The following is an 18,289-nucleotide window of genomic DNA, read 5'->3' as shown; positions in this document are numbered from 1 at the left end:
CAAGGAGCAGACGGCTATGGTAGACTTTCATCAAGTTTGATTTGCTCCGGTAACGGGGCAGGTCAAATGGGATTCCTCCTCGGAGGTTTCCCGTGTACCGCCCCTATACCCCGATTGAAACACCCCTATACCCCGAAAGCATCTCTATAAACTGAATCACACGGCCACTCTCAGGGGTGGCCATTTCTACATGTGCGGTCCAATACTGCCGATAAGTCGAAAGGAGGCCCTATGTCTCGTACGATATTTTTGATCGCCGGGCCTTCTGGTTCCGGTAAAACCAGTCTTACCCAAGCCCTCGTTCAGCGGACGAAGGGACTCACCAAAGGGATCACGGTCACAACCCGCGTTCCCCGGAGCGGTGAAATCTCTGGAAAAGACTACCACTTTGTCACGCCCTCGCAGTTTGTCGAGATGGAGCAGGCTGGTGAGTTCCTCGAAACCGACTTCGCATACAACGAATGGTACGGCGTACCTCGATCCACGCTTGATGCAGCCGGGGATGTTGCGCTGATTCTTACCTTTTCTGGTGCTCTATCGTTGAAGCGTCTAATCCCGCATGCGATGACTCTTTTCATCATTCCTACATGCGCGGAAACTGCTGCAACCCGCGTTGCCGATCGTCATAGTCCAAACGAACAGGCTCGCATGGCAAATTATGAGACTGAGGTGGCCGCAGCACGTTACTTCGACCATGTGATTCTCAACCTTGATTTCGATCAGGCTCTCGAGCAGTTGGAGAGTGTGGTGGATTCGAGGCGGCAAGCGCGGATCGCTCGGCCTCACAGCCTTGAACCCTTCCATCACTCGATCTAGCCTGGTTTCCCGGCGTCAGTAGATCTCACTGGTCTCGTATACCTCCCCTCAACTTTGTCAAGCTTCCTGCCTAGCATCGATGCCTCGTTGCGATGAGCTCTGCACCGCAGGATCCGAGCGCACAGCGTGGACCTTCACGCCTATGGCACTCCACATTCAAGCTCCCTCTCATGCACTGACGATGCGAGTGGGGGTGTGGGTGCCGCGCTCTGGACTTTAGAACCAGCCCCGTCCCTTCCTAGAAAGGAAAAGACGATGAACTGCCCTTCATCTCAGTACCTATCCCTCGCCTCCATCCTGAAGTCTCCACTCACCCCTGCAGCACATCAGGCTCTGTCGATCCTCTTCCCTGCAAAGCTTCCTCACACAGACCACTCTGGAGAACCCAATGACCCTCGCTGCCCAATGCCTGCTGGAGATCCAAACCTTGTTCCCCACCGCTGATGCGCGGGTTGTCGGAGACACGGCCCAGATCATCATCCCCGTACCCAACCGGCCCGCCTTCCCTCTCATTCTTGGCTCCGGTCCCGACTTCGACGTCGCCGGCGTTCGCGCCGTCGCGTCTCTCGGTGATGCGAACCCGGAGTTCGCCAAACGCAGCGAGATCTATGCGGATTGGGCCATCTAGGTCAAGAAGGGTTCAGTCCATTGAACTTTGATCATCGCTTGCGACGGTTCAACCCAACATAGCCAGGAGCAAACTATGGCGAAGAAAACAAAAAAATTTGATCGTTTCCAAAATGTCCGCGAACTCGCGCGAGAGCGCATCGGACAGCCTCGCCCATCCAGCGTGTTGATGGATAAACGATCGCGTATTCGCGAACGTGATTCGAAGCGGGAGATGAAGCAGCGAGACCTGCGATCGGACGAGTAATTGTCATGGGTACACTCGATTCTGTGCAAGTTGCTGTTCGTGAGGGCCCGTCATTGTCTAAACCGCATCCATCGCAATCCAAGAAGCTCGCCCGCGCCCAGCGGAAGCTCAAAGAGGCCGAGTTGAAGCTCAAGCGCGCAGAGCGAAGCGTAGAGCTGTGGCGTCGGAAGGTAGCCGACCTCACGTTTGAGCGTAAATGCGTTACGCAGCCTCCCCTCTGGGCCGATAACAACTAGGAAGATTCCAAAAGGAGATGCGCCGCGTTGCGGTGCCACATTCATATGAGCACAACCACTAAAACTGAAGGCCTCGTAATCGAGCGCAAATTCACGCAGAACGGCCAGGACGGCTTCGATGGTGTCGAATTTGAACTGCGCGATGCGCTCATTCAGTCCAATTCCGGCAAGGTCGTCTTCGAGCAGAAGAACGTCGAAGTCCCAAAGTCTTGGTCCCAGACCGCCACGAACATTGTTGCCAGCAAATACTTCCACGGCGCCATGGGCACCCCCGAGCGAGAGTCGAGCGTCAAGCCGCTCATTGGTCGCGTTGTCGATACCATCAGCGAGGCAGGCCAGGAGGCTGGATATTTCGAGAGCAGTGAGAGCGCAAACAACTTCAAAGCGGATCTCACCTTTCTCCTGGTCGATCAGTACGCCGCGTTCAACTCACCCGTATGGTTCAACGTGGGTTGCCACAAACTGGAGCCTGAGAACAAGGCCGGTAGCTGGTCCTGGTACCCCAACTCGAAGAGGGTCGCCTACGGAGAGCATGGTTACCAGACTCCTCAGTGCAGCGCCTGCTTCATCAACTCCGTGCAGGACACGATGGAGTCGATCCTCACCCTCGTCAAGACCGAAGGAATGCTTTTCAAGTGGGGCTCCGGTACGGGAACAAATCTTTCCGTCATTCGTGGATCCAATGAACAGCTTTCAGGCGGTGGAACCGCGTCTGGTCCGCTCAGCTTCATGCGTGGCTTCGACGCCTTCGCCGGCGTCATCAAGTCGGGCGGCAAAACTCGCCGCGCCGCCAAGATGGTGATCCTCGATGCTGACCACCCGGATATCGAGGAGTTCATCGCGGCCAAGGGGAAGGAAGAGAAGAAGGCCCAGGCGCTCATGCGCGAAGGCTATGACGGCAACGGTCCCGATTCGGAAGCCTACGCGTCGATCTTCTTCCAGAACGCGAACAACTCAGTGCGAGTCACAGACGAGTTCGTGCAGGCGGCTGAAGATGGCCGCGACTGGGAACTCAAAGCCCGTGCAGGAGGAGCAGTAACCGAGACGGTGAAGGCAGCCGACATTCTGAGGCAGATCGCCGAGGAGACGTGGAGCTGTGGCGACCCCGGTATGCAGTTCGACACGACCATCAACAAATGGCACACATCGAAGGCATCGGGACGCATCAACGCTTCGAACCCCTGTTCGGAGTACATGTTCCTGGACGATTCGGCCTGCAACTTGGCGAGTTTCAATCTCCTCAAGTTTTTGAAGCCGAATGGAGAGTTTGACGTCGACCGCTTCACAGCGGCTGTACGTTTACTCATCATCGCTCAGGACATTCTCGTTGACTTGTCCGGCTACCCAACGGAGCGATTGCGCGAAACTCGCATGATTTTCGCCCCCTTGGTCTTGGCTATGCCAATCTCGGCGCTCTGTTGATGAATCTGAGTCTGCCGTATGACTCGGAGGAAGGGCGTGCGGTGGCAGCTGCAATCACCTCGTTGATGGGAGCAGCGGCCAATCTCGCTTCGGCTGAGATCGCCTCGAAGCTCCCACGCATTGAGGCTGCCGGCGCGATCGAGAACTCCTCAACAAGCGGTGCTTTCCCCGGCTATTCCCTCAACTCCGATTACTTTCTTGACGTAATGGAGTTGCACTTTGAAGCCAGCAAAGCGCTTGCTGTGTCTGCAAAGGACGTGGCGTATTCGTTCGCTGCGTATGCGATCGCTGCGAGTGCGAACCAGTTGTGGCTCGGCGCAATCCATCTGGGAAGTTCCTTTGGTTTCCGCAACTCACAGGTGACTGTTCTCGCACCCACTGGCACCATTGGTTTCATGATGGATTGTGACACCACAGGTGTCGAGCCCTCCATCTCAATCGTCAGCTACAAGAAGCTCGTAGGTGGCGGTAATCTGAAGATCGTCAACGGTGCTGTGAAGGCTGGTCTATCTCAACTCGGTTATACCGAAGCAGAGATCGAGCGCATCGTTGCTTACATCGAAGCGCAGGGAACGATCGAGGGCGCACCAGACCTTCTAGACGCGCACTTGCCAGTCTTCGATGGAGCGTTCACCCCTACCAACGGAGTTCGTTCAATCCGCTGGCAGGGACACGTCGACATGATGGCAGCAGTTCAGCCATTCTTGTCGGGTGCGATCTCCAAGACCGTCAATCTGCCCAACAACGCCACTGTCGAAGACATCGCTGATGCCTACATCATGGCGTGGAAGAAGGGGCTGAAGGCCATCGCGATCTATCGCGACGGTTCGAAGTCCGCTCAACCTGTCAGCGTCACGAAGGAATCAACCAATCCCTCTCATGCCGTTGAATCTGCGCCCACCTCGCTGACGGCAGCTCCGGACCTCAATGCACCTCCACAAGCTCGACGGCATCGCCTGCAGGATGATCGCATGGCGGTGACGCACAAGTTTGCTTTCGGCGGCCACGAGGGATTCCTCACCGTTGGTCTCTATGGGAATGGGCAACCGGGTGAAGTCTTCATCCGCATGTCCAAGGAGGGTTCGACCATCTCCGGATTGATGGACTCATTCGCAATGATGGTTTCGGTTGCACTGCAACATGGCGTACCGCTTGCCAGCATCTGCGACAAACTCTCCCATACCCGATTTGAGCCGTCAGGCTGGACCGGGAACGAGATTATGGGCTACGCGAAATCCCCTATGGACTACATAGGACGCTGGCTAAAACATCGCTTTCTCGATGGTGAGCAGATGAGCCTCTTTGTGGCGTCTCCAACAGCCGTTTCGCAAGCGGTCGCTTCTGCTCCCACAGAGGCGGCCGCTGCAACTCCTGGCTTCGGTGATGCACCGACCTGTGGCGTCTGCGGATCGATCATGCAAGCGAGCGGATCGAAATGCTTCAAATGTACCTGTGGCGCCAATACAGGGTGTAGTTGAGTCTTTACTTGGAGCAGGCCCGCCCGCAGCAGAATACCCCGGCTGCTGCTCCAGTTCGTAGTCATAGGTGAAAATTCGCTGGTTCACTCTATGCGGCTATCACGATCCGCAATCAAGTCCCGAACCTGGTTCTTTGCATTAGCGTTCATCGGGTAGTTATCCAACAACAACCATAACCCCACTAAGACGACTGAATCACTTGGGCCGCACCGACACACTGGTGCGGCCCTTCCACTTTTGCTCAAGGTTAAACCGAAGTAGTCCGCAAACTGTGCGCACTGGAGTTTGTATGGGATATAACACCACCGTGATCGTCAGGAATGATGGCCTGGCCAACATCAAGAACGACCCCGACTTTGCAACCAAATTGGTTGCGGCCATCATGGAAGTCAGCAGAACAGGCACTCCGGTCCATGTCTCCGCCCGCGGGCATGTAAACGCCGCAACGGTAGTGGAGACTCACCACACGGATCAGGCTGCACTGATAACTGTTGGCGGTAATCTTGGGACAAAGATTGACCCGGATACTGATCACCAAGTCAGATTGATGGCGGAAGCTCTTGTAAAGATCGCAGTGGCACTTGGCATCACAAGAGAAGAAACTCCACTGACTGGACCACAGCTTTTGATGGTGGCAAAAGATGCCCTGGATATCATCAAACAGCTGTCAGCGCGCGGACGGCCTCCAGTCCAAATCATGCTTTATTTCTAAGTATTTTCAGAGAGGTACAACTTTTGGTAGGAAGCATAACCTTGCGCAAACGCAAAGTTATGCTTCATTTCGACAACAGGGGTTAAAAAATGCTACACAGGCTCACAGAGTGGGAAGATAACGGCTACAGTGACTCGGACTTTTGGGTGTCAGTATTCGACGACGAAAGCAACCAGATTCGCGGGATCATGTCTGGTTCTACTCGCTTCGCGGGGTATGCCCCTGGTCACGGCCCTGATCTCGGACATCCAATCTCCGACTTAGCAATCCTCCAGCGCGCACTACAGGCGCTCAAGAACTTCATCTTTACAGCCATCCGGGCTGCTGAATACAGCGATGTATTGGAGCCTTCAAAGGTGGAGCGTGGCACGAAACTTCGGCTGCTCCGCAATTGCAAGCACAAAGGGCTCACTATTCCTGTCGGTACTGCCGGCGTAGTGTTCTGGTCGGCGGCTTACGGGAAGTTTTACGACAAAGGCTATAACCGGCCTGGACGCGATAACACTCGCGTTGGGCTTACGCTCGCTGATGGTTCCACCGCTTACATTGCTCTGTCTGCATGTCGCCTCGACCGGGAACCAGACACAGACACAGTCTTGCAGGATCGCGCATGGGAGTTGGCTCAGAATTGCCAGTTCTCGAAGGCGACTGGCGAGAAACACGCCTGGGACTCCGAGAACTTCGCGCTGGCCCTCTACCAGAAGGCTCCGACTCAGGAAACGGTCGCAGCCTGATTCATTCATCATCATCCCGAGGAAAGAGGACAGGATGAAATTTCTAAAGGTGAGAATGCTGGGGAGGTGCACGAATGGTGCTGAAAGGGACTCTGGTGTCCTCGTTCATCTCCTTGCTCCCGGAGAATACAAAGCTCTGTGTGGGAAAGTACACGGCAGACGCAGTGCCGGGTGGACAGAGGTTGAAGATGTCATACCAAAATGGACAAAGATGTGCCCTCGTTGCGAAAAGCAGCAGACGAAACTCCTGCACTAGCCAGCCCGAGGCCCTCGTCGTGTACGAGTACGCCGCGAGTTGGCGCACCGCCTCACCTTCCGGCGTTTCGACTCGATCTAGACTTGCCGAGTAGCTCAACCCCTCTTCATCGTTGATACCTCGTGGCGCTGCCGCCACCTTGAAAGGATCCCCAAATGGGAGCAACAGTAATCACAGGCAAGCGTGCGGCTGCATTCAAGGCGCCAGCCGGAGACATCATCTACGTTCTTTTCGAGGAGACCTACGAAAAGAACTGCTATCCACACACTCCTCATTGGAGCTGCGGCTTTATCGGACGCTTGGACGGTGTCATGCAGCGGATCTTCCGTTGTGCATCAAATTGCGAGGGAGGCAGTCTTCAATCTCGACAAGGCGACATCAAGCCCGAAAGCATGATCGCTGGCTGGCTGAAGGAGCTCGAAGCGCCCCATGAGATGCCGGATCTGAATATCGTCCTCAAGATCGGCACCGATTCGATGTACGATGCCATCCCGAAAAAGGCATCTGAAGCTGCCCTGCAAAGACTCTCCGATATGGGGAGGTCCGATGTAGCAGACCGTCTCGCGGCAGGGGAATCGGTAGAATTGAGCCTTCACCGTGATAGCGACGTGATCATGGCGGCGCTTGGGCATCAAATGCCGTGGCGAATCATCCGCGGTGAGGAAGCCGCGTACCATCCACGCAGACCAGATCTTGGCTATGCTCCGAAGCCTGCCAAGGGATTCGATGTGCAGGTTCCTGCAGTCCTGAAGGTAGAGGAGTATGAACGGCTGCTGCAAAAACCGGACGGAACATGGTATTGCGCAGGATGGGACTATTCCGTCGTAGGAGACTATGTTGCTGGCCTCGGAGAGGCGGAACTGCGTGAACCGGGTAGCTTCCGCAAGCGCATCATTGCGTATCGCGAGACCGTCTTCAGAGAGTCGGTGTCCGCGGCCAATGCAGAGCAAGGGCAGTTCGCGTGGGCGTAAGCCTGGACGTCAATGTCCCCAATAAGGGCGGTTCGGTCTCGCGGCCGGCCGCCCAGAACAATCCTATTTCTTCGCGCCAGCAACGACGATTTCAATCTGAGGCTCGAAGTCAGCGAACATGTCTCGCAATTCTTCATCCTCATGTGGAATCCGCAATATGCCAGGAGAAACAATTGGTAGTAGGTAGATTGCCTCCAGTACGAGACGAATAATCAGTGAATCCGCCTCGATGAGGATCAAACCCGATACTTGTTCAGGCATATCTTCTTCATTCCAGATCGTGACGTACGTGGATTCTTCATCATCAAGTTCGCCATCGGCGTCCATGTTATCGAGTTCGCGCTTCACGATCTCGTACCGTAGTGCCTCCATCGCGGAGATCAACGCATCGCCCTTTGCTTTGAAGAAGAGAAATGTCAGGAGCAGACGATCATCAGGTAGTTCCTCTTCAAAGTCTGCCCTGCGTAATAATCGATTGAACTCTGCCCGATCCATCGTCGGCATAATGTCTGGGCGTGCCGTCTTCGCTTTTCTTCTGCTCGCTTTCTTTGCTGCGGCCTTCGGTTTCGCCGTCGTCACGGGGAACCCCCTTCCATTGTTCCGCGATTCTACCCCACAAATCACGGCCGCCGGCCTACAGCAGCACGCTTGTTAGCAACCGATGTGTTTTCGCGTGCTTGACAACTGCTCCGACGAAGAACAGCGAAGTTTATCAGGACAAACCGACCTGACCTTTATTCGACACAAACAACAATCACCGCTCTCAGATAAAGCATAATTTGGCCGAGCTAAAGCATAATTTGGCACTTCTCACGGAAATGAACCATATCTTTGCATTTCCACCCATGCAGTCATTAGTAACGAGAACGGTGTTTTCGAAGACTATCGTTGCGATCATCCTTAAGAGCGTTCAATGAGCGCTTTGGCCTGTTATCGATAAATTAGTCCCAACGAGCTCTCTCGGTAAACACAAACCCAACTTCATACGAGCGAATGAAGATCTTTGCCTCTACACGGCAGAGGTTTTCACCCAAGCCCGGGACTTTTCATCAAATCTGGGTGCCGAAAAGGGTGCTGAGCTGTCACCAGTTAATCAACACAACGGCCTTTACGATACCGACGGAGCCTCATCAAGGAACGACTCTCCAGGTCGGTGTGGCTGAGCGATAATCTTATTCCATGGAAACTGAGCAGCCGAAAATCTATCACCACCATACGCCGCGACAATATCTGTTGGCCTGGGCCGACGCGGACGAGCGTATCGCGTGGCTCGGCTACGGAAAGGTCAGCCGTTCGGGCCTGACTGTCGTCGGCGGGGAAAATGACTTCTACAGACTGAAAGAACTTACGGTTCCAGACGTCGACTGCCTGAAGCTATTTATCGACGGATTGCGGGAACATGGCCGGGACAGCCACAAGCGTTTCCTCCAGATGTACCTTCTGCCAACGCGTCTAAAGGCATTGCTCGAGCAGCGCATTGCGGAACAACAGCAACGCGTAGTCGAGCGAGGCGCCTCCGAAGACGATATGAGCGACGCTGCAATAGCGCAAGCAGGGCACCTGCTTGCGGTAGCTATAGCAAACTTGAACGAGAACTACCACGCCTCCATTGAGCGTCGATTCTGGCCCTTCCTCGAATTAATCAAGCAACGTGATTTCAGCTTCTATGAAGACCCTAAGAGGGCAATCGACTTCATTCATGGCTTGTTTGTGCAGTATTTCAGGACTAAAGCTGTAAAAGAACGGGTTCTCCAGAAGGAAAATGTGCTGTTCGATGATATGGAACGAGTTTGGGACGTTCTGAGTCACATCATGGCCATCGAGGCCGGTGGATCATTCTTTGTCGATCGGAGGAATTTTCAAATTGTCGTTCTCGACAATGACACAGAAGTCCCATTCATAACGTCGGACCAGCCGATCATCAACATGCTAACCAACGGGAAAAGCTTCGATGTTCCGGAAAAGATGGAGCTTTACTACCCGCTCAGCCCAACGCAGGCAATGCTCTATTTAGAGAAATCAACGCCGACCGGAAAGTTCAACAATCAGGTTTCGATTGACGATGCGCACCGCTACAACCAGTTGATGCTCGATCACAGCAGGCTTCGCGTTTTCTCCAATTCGGAGGAATATCTGACGTTCCTCAGGGAGTGCGCTGGGGTCAAGAAACAATCCCACTAATACTCAACCTAGAGCTGGCAGGCTCGATCCACGAATTCTTCTGAAGCAAAGAAATAACGATGCGAACATTCATCACAATGGATTTGAGCCTGTTGGCGAATGTGTCATTGTTGTGCGCAGCCGGTGGCATACCTTCGAGAGACAGCTCAATATCGGCGTTTGGATTTGCGTGCAACTCCATGCCCTCTCGCCAACCGTCGAGGGAGAATCTGGCTATAGGCCCCGTGTGGTCGGATGAAGGCCGAATAACGAGCGACTTCAGCGAAACTCCCTCCGGAAGATCCAAAATCGGCGCGTCCGTTCCAATAGTCGTGAAAAATGTGTGAAGCCGGCGATGTCGATCGAGACGAGCTAAATCGTTTAGGAGGCCGAGCGAACGATTTGCGTTTGCGATACGAAGCGAGGCATCCACGGATGGTTCTGCGAACGGCTGGAGGGCTTCGATGAACCGCCTCCTGCCCGGATTGAGCTGGGCAATTTTCCGCGCTTGTTTAGGCCAATCAGCGATGCTACCGCAAATCGGAAATTCGATGGTTGAAGCTTTTGCGGGAGGATTTTGACCTGAATCCTCGATTGCACATGCGTAGGTGGCACCGTCTAGAGCTGCTCTCAACTGATAAAGGTACTCGCCTATGAGGAGTTCGAGAGTCTGCGGAAGAGGTCCTAGCTGACGCACATTGAACTCACCAGTTCCATCGCTCTCGATACGGAGGGAAATTCCGTGCAAGCCAAGCACATCAAGCTTATTCCAGGTGTCCGCAGCCTCGTTGGAGTGGTAGACGGCCCTATCAATTCTCGCGAAACACTTTTCAAATAGGTCATCTGTTTGAGGTTGTGCCATCCTTGGGGTTCCTCTGTCTTCGGTGTTGTGGCACGTTGCTACCCGTGCGATGGGGGTGGTCTGTGCGCTAATATTCCGACATCATACCGGGTTTTTCGAGACGCGCTCATGCAGCAGGCCGACCTTATAGACACGGTTCATAATCTGGCGGATCTTCGATACGGTCGTTCATGCGGGGCCCTTCTCGTTTCGAAGCGACAGCAGCCATTGCTGGATAGGCAGTGGCTTGATGTGATCCGCCAGTTCCTTCCCCCTCCGCTTGATCATGTAGTCGCGCACATAATGCTCGATGATGGGGATTGTATTGTCCGACTTCGGGCGCACGGCGTTTTCACCCATGTCCGTCAGCAGGTAATGTTCGGCGAGCGTCGCGGCCCGTCAGGACGAGGCGTCATGACGGCGTGGCAACACGCAATGCCGAGACGTCTTATCAAGCCGTGCAGAATTTTATAATCGGTATATGACCGGGAAAGAGTGGCTCGCTGTAGCTGGCCCTGCCGTTGCCATCGCGGGATGGTTCGGGGCCACCATAGTACGTTCGTGGCTGGAAGGCACGCCGCTCAATGGTCTGCGCAGGTTTTTCGGCATGCGATCGAAGCCGGGGAAAGATGCAAAGCTGTCCGTGATCGTGCTGACGGCGCCGGAGCCTAAGTGGCATGTCGGAGCGATGGGCAAGGAGCCCATGCTTTGCCTGACAATCCTTGCGAACCTCGCGCATAAGTCTGATATCCCGCTGAGAATCGTTCAGGCATATCTCAGAGGGACAAAGCCTGTCGGCGTGTTCATGCCGTTCATCGTCGCAGGCCCATACGATGAGCCTTCAATCATTCACTTCTCAGTCAGGCCGATCATCGTCGAAGGGCTGGCTAAGCTGACGAGGAAAGTTGTGCTTGTCGACCAGTTCGGCAATGAGCATGTGACAAAGCCGGTGACCTTCTCGACGGTTCATGTTGAGCCGTGGCGGCGCGGTCTGACCGAAGAGGGACAGACGATTAAGTGCCACATCTGCGACAAGCCCATATCGATGATGGATCTGCACGAGTCCGCGGCGATACCGGCGCACAAGAGCTGTGTGCGGTAAAGAAGTCCTACTTCAGGACAAAAACGACGTTCTGAACGAGGCTCGTGATGGCATCGTCGGCCTGCGGTGCATCTGCAAAGACAAGGGATGGATGGGCCACCATATTGCGGCGTGTGAGCTGCATCTCAAGAATCTTCTTCGTATTCGCAGATGGCAGGAGACCGGCATTTCCCATGATGTCGATCATCTCTTTCTCCTCGAGCTTTTCGAAGTCCTCGCGCTTCTTGATGCGGGTACCGGCGCGCTTCGAAGTTGCGCCGACGCGGGCATCAATATGGGAGTTGAAAGCCGCGAGCCTTGTTGCATCGTCAACAATCCAGCGGGCCATATGGTCATAGGTCAGGTTCCACGCCATGATGATGGCGGCGCGGAACGCCTTGTGATGGTAGCAGGTGATGGCTTCCTTCAGGAAGATGCGCTGCGCCTCGTCGGTAATCTTGCCCGGCAGGTCCCTCAGCATCGCCGAAACCGCGATGGTCGTCTCGTGCTCGCCATACTTTTCATCCAGCTTCTGCCGTGTGCTGTGCTCGAGCTTATAGCCAGCCTTCTCCTGAAGCAGGACCTTAGGCTTCTTGGCGAGCAGCCGCGTGAAGGTGTCGCTCAGGTTCGGCGGATGGATGTGCTGATCCTCGTAGCACGCCTTGATGTTCGCTTGGGTGAACGTGGCCTGCTGCTTATGCTTGTGCAAATACCAGCCGAAGTGCAGGATCTTATCGGGATGCGAGAGCGCGGCAAAGCCGGGCACAGCTGCAACGAACTCCTTCAGCTCCATCGTGCGGTCGTCCTTATGCGGCGGGGTTGTCGACTTGATGCTCGCCAGTCGGATTGATGGCGAATTCACCCTTGCCTACCTTACGCATCAGCTCGGCATGCACGAGATTGTGAAACGTCTGGCTCCAGTCGTTGAATCCCGCAGGCCACGGCGCTGATTTGTAGCAGGTATAAATCATGTCAGCGTTGACATTCTCGACGCCACCGAACTTCTTCAGCCAGTAGGCGGCAACGAGATACTGCTGGTTCTTGCTCTTCGGAGCCTTCTGCTTCGCGAACTCCTTGAACGCGGCCATATCCGTGATGAGGTCGGGCAGGTAGGTGGGAGGCTTCGGTGGCTTCTTTGTGCGCGGGGTTTTAGGCGCAGCGGAAGCGGCCGGCGTCGGCTCTTCCTGCTCTTCCAGGTCGCCTTCGATGACGGTCTCTTCGTCATCCTCAACTTCTTCCTCGTGTTCCGGGGCAAGGAGTTGGGCTGGTGCTTTTCCGTTCGGCAGCTGGCGGATAATGGTCGGCGCGATTGGCTTCAGGGCTGATGTTAAGGCTTGGGCCAGCTCAGAGATGCTGCCGTCGCTAAGATCGCCCTCAAAAACCACAAGGCGGAACTTGTTTGACTTCTTTTGCGGCTCAACTTGAGTCTTTTTCGTGACCATTGTGGCATACAGTATACCGGAGATGGTGCAGATTTAGCGGTATCCCGTTTCATAAGTTGATTTTGCCGGGATTCTTTCAGGCGGTCGATGAATGCCCGGCTCCGCTTGCGCTGTGGGCGCGACTATTGGAGCGCCTGGCCGTCTTCGAGCTTCTTATCGATACCGCAGCGGTCATACATCTCCCCGCACTTTTGCCGGGTCGAGGAAGGTGAGATGGCGCCCAGCCGATGTCTTCAGGTCCGGCTCGAGGAACTGACAGTGCGTGCCAGCCAGCCGCTTTTGAGCATGAAGTGCCTAAGACGCGGCGCTTGGGCTTGCATCGGTCGCAGAACGTCTCGCGACCCGTTGGCGGTCCTGAAAGCATTGATTTGCAATTGCAGCCGATCTTGCCTGCAAGCCTTTGCCTCGTCGTCAATGCGTGCTCGCCGCCCAGGTAGAGATTCTATGGCGAATGAAAGACGGAACCAGTGGATCGCTGAAAATCCTACTGAAGTGCCTAGTTCGAAGGCTGCCAAACGACCTTGCCGGTTTTGTCGATGTACCCGCGCTTGGCATCGTCGCCTTTGCCGACGGTGATGCTGGCGAGTCCGTTCTCGAAGTCGCCGGCATTGTCGTAGATGGGGTTGATGATGAAATGGCCGGTATGGTCGATAAAACCGAACTTCCCGTTATATCCGGAGCCCTCGGTCCAGTCGCATTTGCCGATGCAGACCTGGGCCAGCCCTTCATGGAAGTCGGTTGCGATACCGAACTGAGGCTGAATGATGACTTTGCCGTCGCGATCGATGTAACCCCGGCTTTGGCCGGCCGCGGTGTCGTTGCCGCTGCAGCCATCACCGGTACAGATAGAGGCAAGCCCTTCTTTGAATCCCGAAGCGCTTTGGTACTGCGGCGTGACGACCATCTTTCCGGTCTCATCGATATAGCCCCAGCGGGAATCGCCGGGCTTGCCGAACCAGTCGCAGGGCTTGCCGATGCAAATCACCGCACGGCCTTCAGAGAAGGCCTCGGCTGCATCGAACTGCGGGTTGATGACCAGCTGGCCGCTGGTGTTCATATAGCCGTATTTCCCAGCGACTTTGACGGGCAGCAGCTTGGGGGCTTCAGAAGGCTTAGAAAACGGAGTCGAATCCGCGACGCCCGGCTGGTGAGAATTGCATCCTGCGAGCGGGAGGCAGAGAAGTGCTGAGAACAGCGCAAGCGTGCTTTTCATGGAACTACCATATTAGCGGCTTGAGATGGCGGGGGTTAAGGCATTTAAGGGTTCCTGCAGGGGCGTTCTCAACCCACAGATCAACCCACACTTTGCGCCGTCTTTCGCCGAACACCTCGCGGTGTGCAACGCAAAACTCGGGGCCGAGCGGTTCGCTACTCCTTTCTCGTAGGACTCTTTCATTCCCTGCTTCATGCCGGTTTAGCCCGGCGCACTGCATTGGCGATGATGGGCTCATAGAGCGACTTTCACGGGTAATCTCCGAGTTGCCAAAACGCGGAGGTCAGTAACCCCATTTAATCTCTCGAAAGCTCGCAAATCCAGTTCACTTCCCAGGTCTTGCCCCCGTCGGGCGAGAACGACTGCTCCATCCGCGCCGATCGCGGCGAAATATTCAGCCAGACGTAGCGAACGAGAATCGCCCGTCCTTTATAGTCCTCCTGGTCAAAAAACTCTCCCCGATTCCCGGTGAACTGACCGACGACTGGCGGAAGGCTGAGCACACCTTTGTCGACGTCGAGTAAATAGATGCTCCACTGGTGCGATTCCGGGTTGTAGAGCCTTAATGTCTGCGCCTTGATGTGAAGGTGCTTCACGGAGTTGTCAACTTCGAACTCCTCGAAGTTGGCATTGCTATCCAGAATTTTCTTGTGGTTCGATATGCCGTCGTACTCGACCCAGGCGTTCGAGCCGTTGAGTCGATCAGGGAGCCGCCGTACGTGCGCCTTCCAGTTTCCGATCAGGAAGTCGAAGTCATGCGCTCCATCGCGCTCCACCTTCACCAGAGGCGGCGCATTCGGGGACGCGGCTTGCATTGGTTGCGCTCGAGCGAGACAAAACGAAAAAAGTCCCGCCGCCAGTACCGCGCTGCAAAGCTTAGTCAACTGCTTTAACGTCATGTCTTCCTCCTTGAAGCCCTTCGACGCTGAACAGCCAGAAAGCTGAACGCCCACAAGCTCTTGCCAGTGCGTCCACCTAGCTTACATGCTGGCCAATTCTGCGCTTGGATGAAAGCCTACCCATCTCCGCAACGGTCCCAACCTAGCGTCACTTGTGGCTCCTCTCCCGAGAGGTAGCACAAGTTCCAGTCGGTCTCGTTACGGAGAAGCCCCTGTGTGCGAGAGAACTGCTCGGCCTGTGCGTCAGGCGAGGGGCACTCCAGCTATGCACTCTCGGGCTACCAAGGTGATCATCGGTTCTCCGTTTATGTGCCGAGCGACTTGGCTCCTGAGATTACAGAGGCGGTTGAAAGCGGACGACGAATACAAGATCTCGTCAAAGAAGCAGGTGTGCGTTACCTGCATGCCGCAAAAAGAGAGAGGCTGCCGGGACAGAGAAGTGAAGTCCGCTAGGAACACGTAAAGGTGCGAGGCGGGAGGTCATTGTGCTTGGCGATGACGATCTGTTGGCATGGTTCAGTAGGCTCGACATTACGGAGCCAGCACGTTCTCTAATCACTCAGATTAGGTTGACGGGGCCCTCACGTCGCGTGGGTGGCGGGCGCTCCAATGTGACTGGTCGATACCCAAGCAAAAGATGGGCGTCGCCATTCAATCGTGACCTTTGACCTACCCGTAAGAAACCCCTTCCTATACTTCCGATTTGCCCCGATCTTAGTTCTATCTACAACTTTTGTTACGTAGACGGACGAGCCAGTCATTCATATCGTTGGCAAGGCGTTTCCTCAAATTCAACATCATTCAAGTGATTCAGTCGGATTACACGGACACTTGCGAAAGAGAATAGACGTTGATGCTCTGTTCCAATCGATTCAGATCAGTCTGCCTAGGACTATTGGTTAGTGGATTCTTCTTGGTGACATTATCAATTGCTCAGACAAACAACCTGGGCAACGACGTCGCACGTCCAATTCCCGGAGCCGGACACGACTATATCCACCTGCTGAACGAAACTGTCAATCCAGCAAATGGGACTGTCGGACTAGCAATCAACCTCCCCACCCCGCCAGGTCGAGGAATATCAATTCCACTATCGTTGTTCTACAACTCGGGTTCAACGCAGCACATGATGTCGGACCTTCCGGGTTATGGACAGTTCGAATCGGAGATTGGAAGTTGGACCGATTCTGTGCCTCGTGCGACGATGTCGACTTGGTCATACCTGCTCACAACACCAACGAATACAGCAACTTGTAGTTACGCAGGCTCGTATAACTTCTACGATCCATTCGGTGGATCGCATGCGCTCAATCTTTTCACGAAATCTTATCTTGCGCCTGGAAGTGGAGGATCTATCGATAAAGACTATTGCGGTACGGTTAGCACTTTCTATAGCGTGTCAACATCTGGAGGCGATGCTCAGGTATCAGCTCATTCTCTTCTCTCGTGCGACGGATACCATCATGCCGGGGAGCCCGACCATCAGGCATGCAGTGATCTTTCAGTTCCTTTCACGGTCTCTACAAATGATGGGACGGTCTACAGCTTTATGCAGAATCCCGGCATACCTCCATCACCAGGAAGGCCAGCTATTACTCAGTATCTTCAGGTAACTTCGATCGAAGATCGTAATGGCAATATTGTCACGCCTCATTATTTGACTCAGTCGGATTCAAATTTAAAGATTGGCGTCTCGTTTACGGACACTCTGGGTAGAAGCGTCCTCGCTCAGACCTATGCGAACCCGGCTACATATTCTGCGGGCGGCCTCAACTATACAGTTCAATCTGCCACAGTGACGACACACTATACGGCAGATTCGGTGAAACTGAATATACCTCAGCTCCCAGTTCCAGTTGGGTGCACAGCGAACTTCACCTTGCCCAATCAAGGAGGCGGCGGGCTCCCAGTGAATGATGGAACCTCCAAAGTCGTAACATCAATCAGTTTGCCTAACGGCAGAGAGTTTGCGTTCAGGTATGACAACAACCCGTACGGTCTGATTTCGAGAATTGACTATCCCGATGGAGGTTGGGTCGAATATACCTGGAAGCAGAACGATAGCTTTTCCGATTTGGCCACTTTTGATGGCGTCTTTGATGGTGGATCGCCAGCGAGCCAGGCCTGCCTTTACAGATATAAAACTCCTGTTGTAGCTACAAGGAAAGTCGGCTTTTCGAGTGGTAGCGGCCCCGCTCAAACCCAAACCTTTTCTTACTCAACCACGTGGAGTTCGACGAATCCAAATTTGTGGGAGAGCAAACAAACGACGGTTGAAACAGCGGACAATATAACGGGAAAGATATCAAAAACAATTTACACGTATGGATCTGTTCCAGCGGATCCTGTTGTAGGAGGAGGACAACTTCCTGTCGAGACCTCCGTCCAATACTACGATTGGGGAGAGCAGAATTTACTGAAGACGATTGATGAGGTTTGGGCAGATCCTTATAGAGTTGTAAGCCGAAAAGTCTCGATGGGGGGATCCACAAATCAAACCGTTTACTGCTATGCTGGAACCGACGTCGCAGAATTGGACGAATACGACTACGGTCAGTCAGCGCCAACGTTCACACAGCCCGTGACTGGCGTGTTCCCTCCATATTCCTGTGCGCACATTGGATCAAATCCTCAAGGAAGTCCGACTCGCGCAACTGTCAAGACCTATCAGTTCTTATCCGGACAGCATGTGGCTCCTACAAATTCGTCCGGTATCGCAAATTTCTCGGTGGCGATTACGGATCGACCGTGTCGGCAGGTGGTTTACGATTCAACCGGCCAGAGAGCCGCTGAAACCGACTACTATTACGATGGCCAACAAACTAATTGCTCTGACATCACAAATATGGCAACTGCGGGCGTTTCCGGGTTACCGAGCGGAACGCACAATGAGACTAATTTTGCGCCGGCGAGCCAAAATCCGGATGGCTCACCAAACTCCCGCGGCAACCTCACGAAAGTCGTCGTTTGGTCCAACTCCGGAACATCGCCTACGACAACATACGCCTATGATGAGACCGGTCAGGTCGTTTCGCAAACTGACCCGTGCGGAAATACTGCTTGCTCTGACATGGTAGGAACAGGCCATACAACCACGTATTCCTATGCGGACAGTCCGGTGGGAGGTAATGCGGCTGGACAATCGAATGCCTAT

Annotated in this window: 16 protein-coding genes and 1 pseudogene; 11 read left to right on the top strand and 6 right to left on the bottom strand. The window is 54.4% G+C overall.

Going from position 1 to position 18,289, the window contains the following annotated elements; genetic code table 11:
- The first annotated feature begins 231 nt into the window (after positions 1-231).
- From BDD14_RS30985 to BDD14_RS30955, 9 genes and pseudogenes are all read left to right on the top strand, one after another.
- Positions 232-816, top strand: coding sequence for a guanylate kinase (locus tag BDD14_RS30985; RefSeq protein ID WP_130425430.1), 585 nt, complete (start codon positions 232-234; stop codon positions 814-816).
- 388 nt (positions 817-1,204) lie between these two features.
- Entirely contained in the window at positions 1,205-1,444 is a 240-nt protein-coding gene (locus tag BDD14_RS30980) for a hypothetical protein (protein ID WP_130425428.1), read from the top strand.
- A gap of 75 nt (positions 1,445-1,519) precedes the next feature.
- On the top strand, positions 1,520-1,690 hold the full coding sequence (locus BDD14_RS32240) for a hypothetical protein (RefSeq protein ID WP_165420460.1): 171 nt from the start codon (positions 1,520-1,522) through the stop codon (positions 1,688-1,690).
- A 5-nt stretch (positions 1,691-1,695) separates the two neighbouring features.
- Positions 1,696-1,926: a hypothetical protein gene (locus BDD14_RS30975; protein WP_130425426.1), complete on the top strand. Its 231-nt coding sequence runs from the start codon at positions 1,696-1,698 to the stop codon at positions 1,924-1,926.
- A 45-nt stretch (positions 1,927-1,971) separates the two neighbouring features.
- A pseudogene (locus BDD14_RS34970) lies at positions 1,972-4,106 on the top strand (vitamin B12-dependent ribonucleotide reductase); the annotation flags it as partial.
- Between the two features lie 21 nt (positions 4,107-4,127).
- Positions 4,128-4,826 (top strand): TSCPD domain-containing protein, encoded by a 699-nt coding sequence (locus tag BDD14_RS35100; RefSeq protein WP_479724030.1) that lies wholly within the window; start codon positions 4,128-4,130, stop codon positions 4,824-4,826.
- Between the two features lie 289 nt (positions 4,827-5,115).
- The gene (locus BDD14_RS30965) at positions 5,116-5,538 is read left to right on the top strand and encodes a hypothetical protein (RefSeq protein WP_130425424.1); all 423 of its coding nucleotides are present in this window, start codon (positions 5,116-5,118) and stop codon (positions 5,536-5,538) included.
- A gap of 146 nt (positions 5,539-5,684) precedes the next feature.
- Positions 5,685-6,272 (top strand): hypothetical protein, encoded by a 588-nt coding sequence (locus BDD14_RS30960; protein WP_130425422.1) that lies wholly within the window; start codon positions 5,685-5,687, stop codon positions 6,270-6,272.
- A gap of 411 nt (positions 6,273-6,683) precedes the next feature.
- Positions 6,684-7,499 carry a hypothetical protein gene (locus BDD14_RS30955; RefSeq protein ID WP_130425420.1) on the top strand — a complete coding sequence of 272 codons (816 nt, stop codon included), beginning with the start codon at positions 6,684-6,686 and terminating at the stop codon, positions 7,497-7,499.
- Between the two features lie 63 nt (positions 7,500-7,562).
- Here the strand turns inward: BDD14_RS30955 and BDD14_RS30950 are convergent, their stop codons facing one another.
- Positions 7,563-8,078 carry a hypothetical protein gene (locus tag BDD14_RS30950; protein ID WP_130425418.1) on the bottom strand — a complete coding sequence of 172 codons (516 nt, stop codon included), beginning with the start codon at positions 8,076-8,078 and terminating at the stop codon, positions 7,563-7,565.
- Positions 8,079-8,678: 600 nt separating this feature from the next.
- Here BDD14_RS30950 and BDD14_RS30945 point away from each other — a divergent pair.
- Positions 8,679-9,680, top strand: coding sequence for a DUF4238 domain-containing protein (locus BDD14_RS30945; protein ID WP_130425416.1), 1,002 nt, complete (start codon positions 8,679-8,681; stop codon positions 9,678-9,680).
- A 1,009-nt stretch (positions 9,681-10,689) separates the two neighbouring features.
- Here BDD14_RS30945 and BDD14_RS32235 read toward each other — a convergent pair.
- Entirely contained in the window at positions 10,690-10,860 is a 171-nt protein-coding gene (locus BDD14_RS32235) for a hypothetical protein (RefSeq protein ID WP_165420459.1), read from the bottom strand.
- Between the two features lie 121 nt (positions 10,861-10,981).
- Here BDD14_RS32235 and BDD14_RS30940 point away from each other — a divergent pair, with 121 nt between their 5' ends.
- Positions 10,982-11,602, top strand: coding sequence for an LIM domain-containing protein (locus BDD14_RS30940; protein ID WP_130425414.1), 621 nt, complete (start codon positions 10,982-10,984; stop codon positions 11,600-11,602).
- A 7-nt stretch (positions 11,603-11,609) separates the two neighbouring features.
- Here BDD14_RS30940 and BDD14_RS30935 read toward each other — a convergent pair whose 3' ends face one another.
- From BDD14_RS30935 to BDD14_RS30920, 4 genes are all read right to left on the bottom strand, one after another.
- Positions 11,610-12,443: a hypothetical protein gene (locus BDD14_RS30935; protein ID WP_130425412.1), complete on the bottom strand. Its 834-nt coding sequence runs from the start codon at positions 12,441-12,443 to the stop codon at positions 11,610-11,612.
- Entirely contained in the window at positions 12,388-13,023 is a 636-nt protein-coding gene (locus tag BDD14_RS30930; RefSeq protein WP_130425410.1) for a hypothetical protein, read from the bottom strand. The genes BDD14_RS30935 and BDD14_RS30930 overlap by 56 nt, the downstream gene beginning before the upstream one ends.
- 496 nt (positions 13,024-13,519) lie before the next feature.
- The gene (locus tag BDD14_RS30925) at positions 13,520-14,236 is read right to left on the bottom strand and encodes a WG repeat-containing protein (RefSeq protein WP_130425408.1); all 717 of its coding nucleotides are present in this window, start codon (positions 14,234-14,236) and stop codon (positions 13,520-13,522) included.
- Positions 14,237-14,532: 296 nt separating this feature from the next.
- Positions 14,533-15,135, bottom strand: a complete 603-nt coding sequence (locus tag BDD14_RS30920) for a hypothetical protein (RefSeq protein WP_130425406.1) — start codon at positions 15,133-15,135, stop codon at positions 14,533-14,535.
- Positions 15,136-18,289 lie beyond the last annotated feature (3,154 nt).

The sequence above is a fragment of the Edaphobacter modestus genome (genome assembly GCF_004217555.1).
In the GTDB taxonomy this organism is placed as follows: domain Bacteria; phylum Acidobacteriota; class Terriglobia; order Terriglobales; family Acidobacteriaceae; genus Edaphobacter; species Edaphobacter modestus.
Note: the sequence above shows the minus strand (reverse complement) of the source record. Positions and strands in the feature narration are given on the sequence as shown.

What these genes read in the sequence shown, in the direction of transcription:
- BDD14_RS35100 (WP_479724030.1), top strand. Translation starts at nt 4,128, where the DNA reads ATGGCGTGGAAGAAGGGGCTGAAGGCCATCGCGATCTATCGCGACGGT.
- BDD14_RS32240 (WP_165420460.1), top strand. Translation starts at nt 1,520, where the DNA reads ATGGCGAAGAAAACAAAAAAATTTGATCGTTTCCAAAATGTCCGCGAA.
- BDD14_RS30940 (WP_130425414.1), top strand. Translation starts at nt 10,982, where the DNA reads ATGACCGGGAAAGAGTGGCTCGCTGTAGCTGGCCCTGCCGTTGCCATC.
- BDD14_RS30955 (WP_130425420.1), top strand. Translation starts at nt 6,684, where the DNA reads ATGGGAGCAACAGTAATCACAGGCAAGCGTGCGGCTGCATTCAAGGCG.
- BDD14_RS30920 (WP_130425406.1), bottom strand. Translation starts at nt 15,135, where the DNA reads ATGACGTTAAAGCAGTTGACTAAGCTTTGCAGCGCGGTACTGGCGGCG.
- BDD14_RS30975 (WP_130425426.1), top strand. Translation starts at nt 1,696, where the DNA reads ATGGGTACACTCGATTCTGTGCAAGTTGCTGTTCGTGAGGGCCCGTCA.
- BDD14_RS30945 (WP_130425416.1), top strand. Translation starts at nt 8,679, where the DNA reads ATGGAAACTGAGCAGCCGAAAATCTATCACCACCATACGCCGCGACAA.
- BDD14_RS30925 (WP_130425408.1), bottom strand. Translation starts at nt 14,236, where the DNA reads ATGAAAAGCACGCTTGCGCTGTTCTCAGCACTTCTCTGCCTCCCGCTC.
- BDD14_RS30965 (WP_130425424.1), top strand. Translation starts at nt 5,116, where the DNA reads ATGGGATATAACACCACCGTGATCGTCAGGAATGATGGCCTGGCCAAC.
- BDD14_RS30985 (WP_130425430.1), top strand. Translation starts at nt 232, where the DNA reads ATGTCTCGTACGATATTTTTGATCGCCGGGCCTTCTGGTTCCGGTAAA.
- BDD14_RS30980 (WP_130425428.1), top strand. Translation starts at nt 1,205, where the DNA reads ATGACCCTCGCTGCCCAATGCCTGCTGGAGATCCAAACCTTGTTCCCC.
- BDD14_RS32235 (WP_165420459.1), bottom strand. Translation starts at nt 10,860, where the DNA reads ATGGGTGAAAACGCCGTGCGCCCGAAGTCGGACAATACAATCCCCATC.
- BDD14_RS30930 (WP_130425410.1), bottom strand. Translation starts at nt 13,023, where the DNA reads ATGGTCACGAAAAAGACTCAAGTTGAGCCGCAAAAGAAGTCAAACAAG.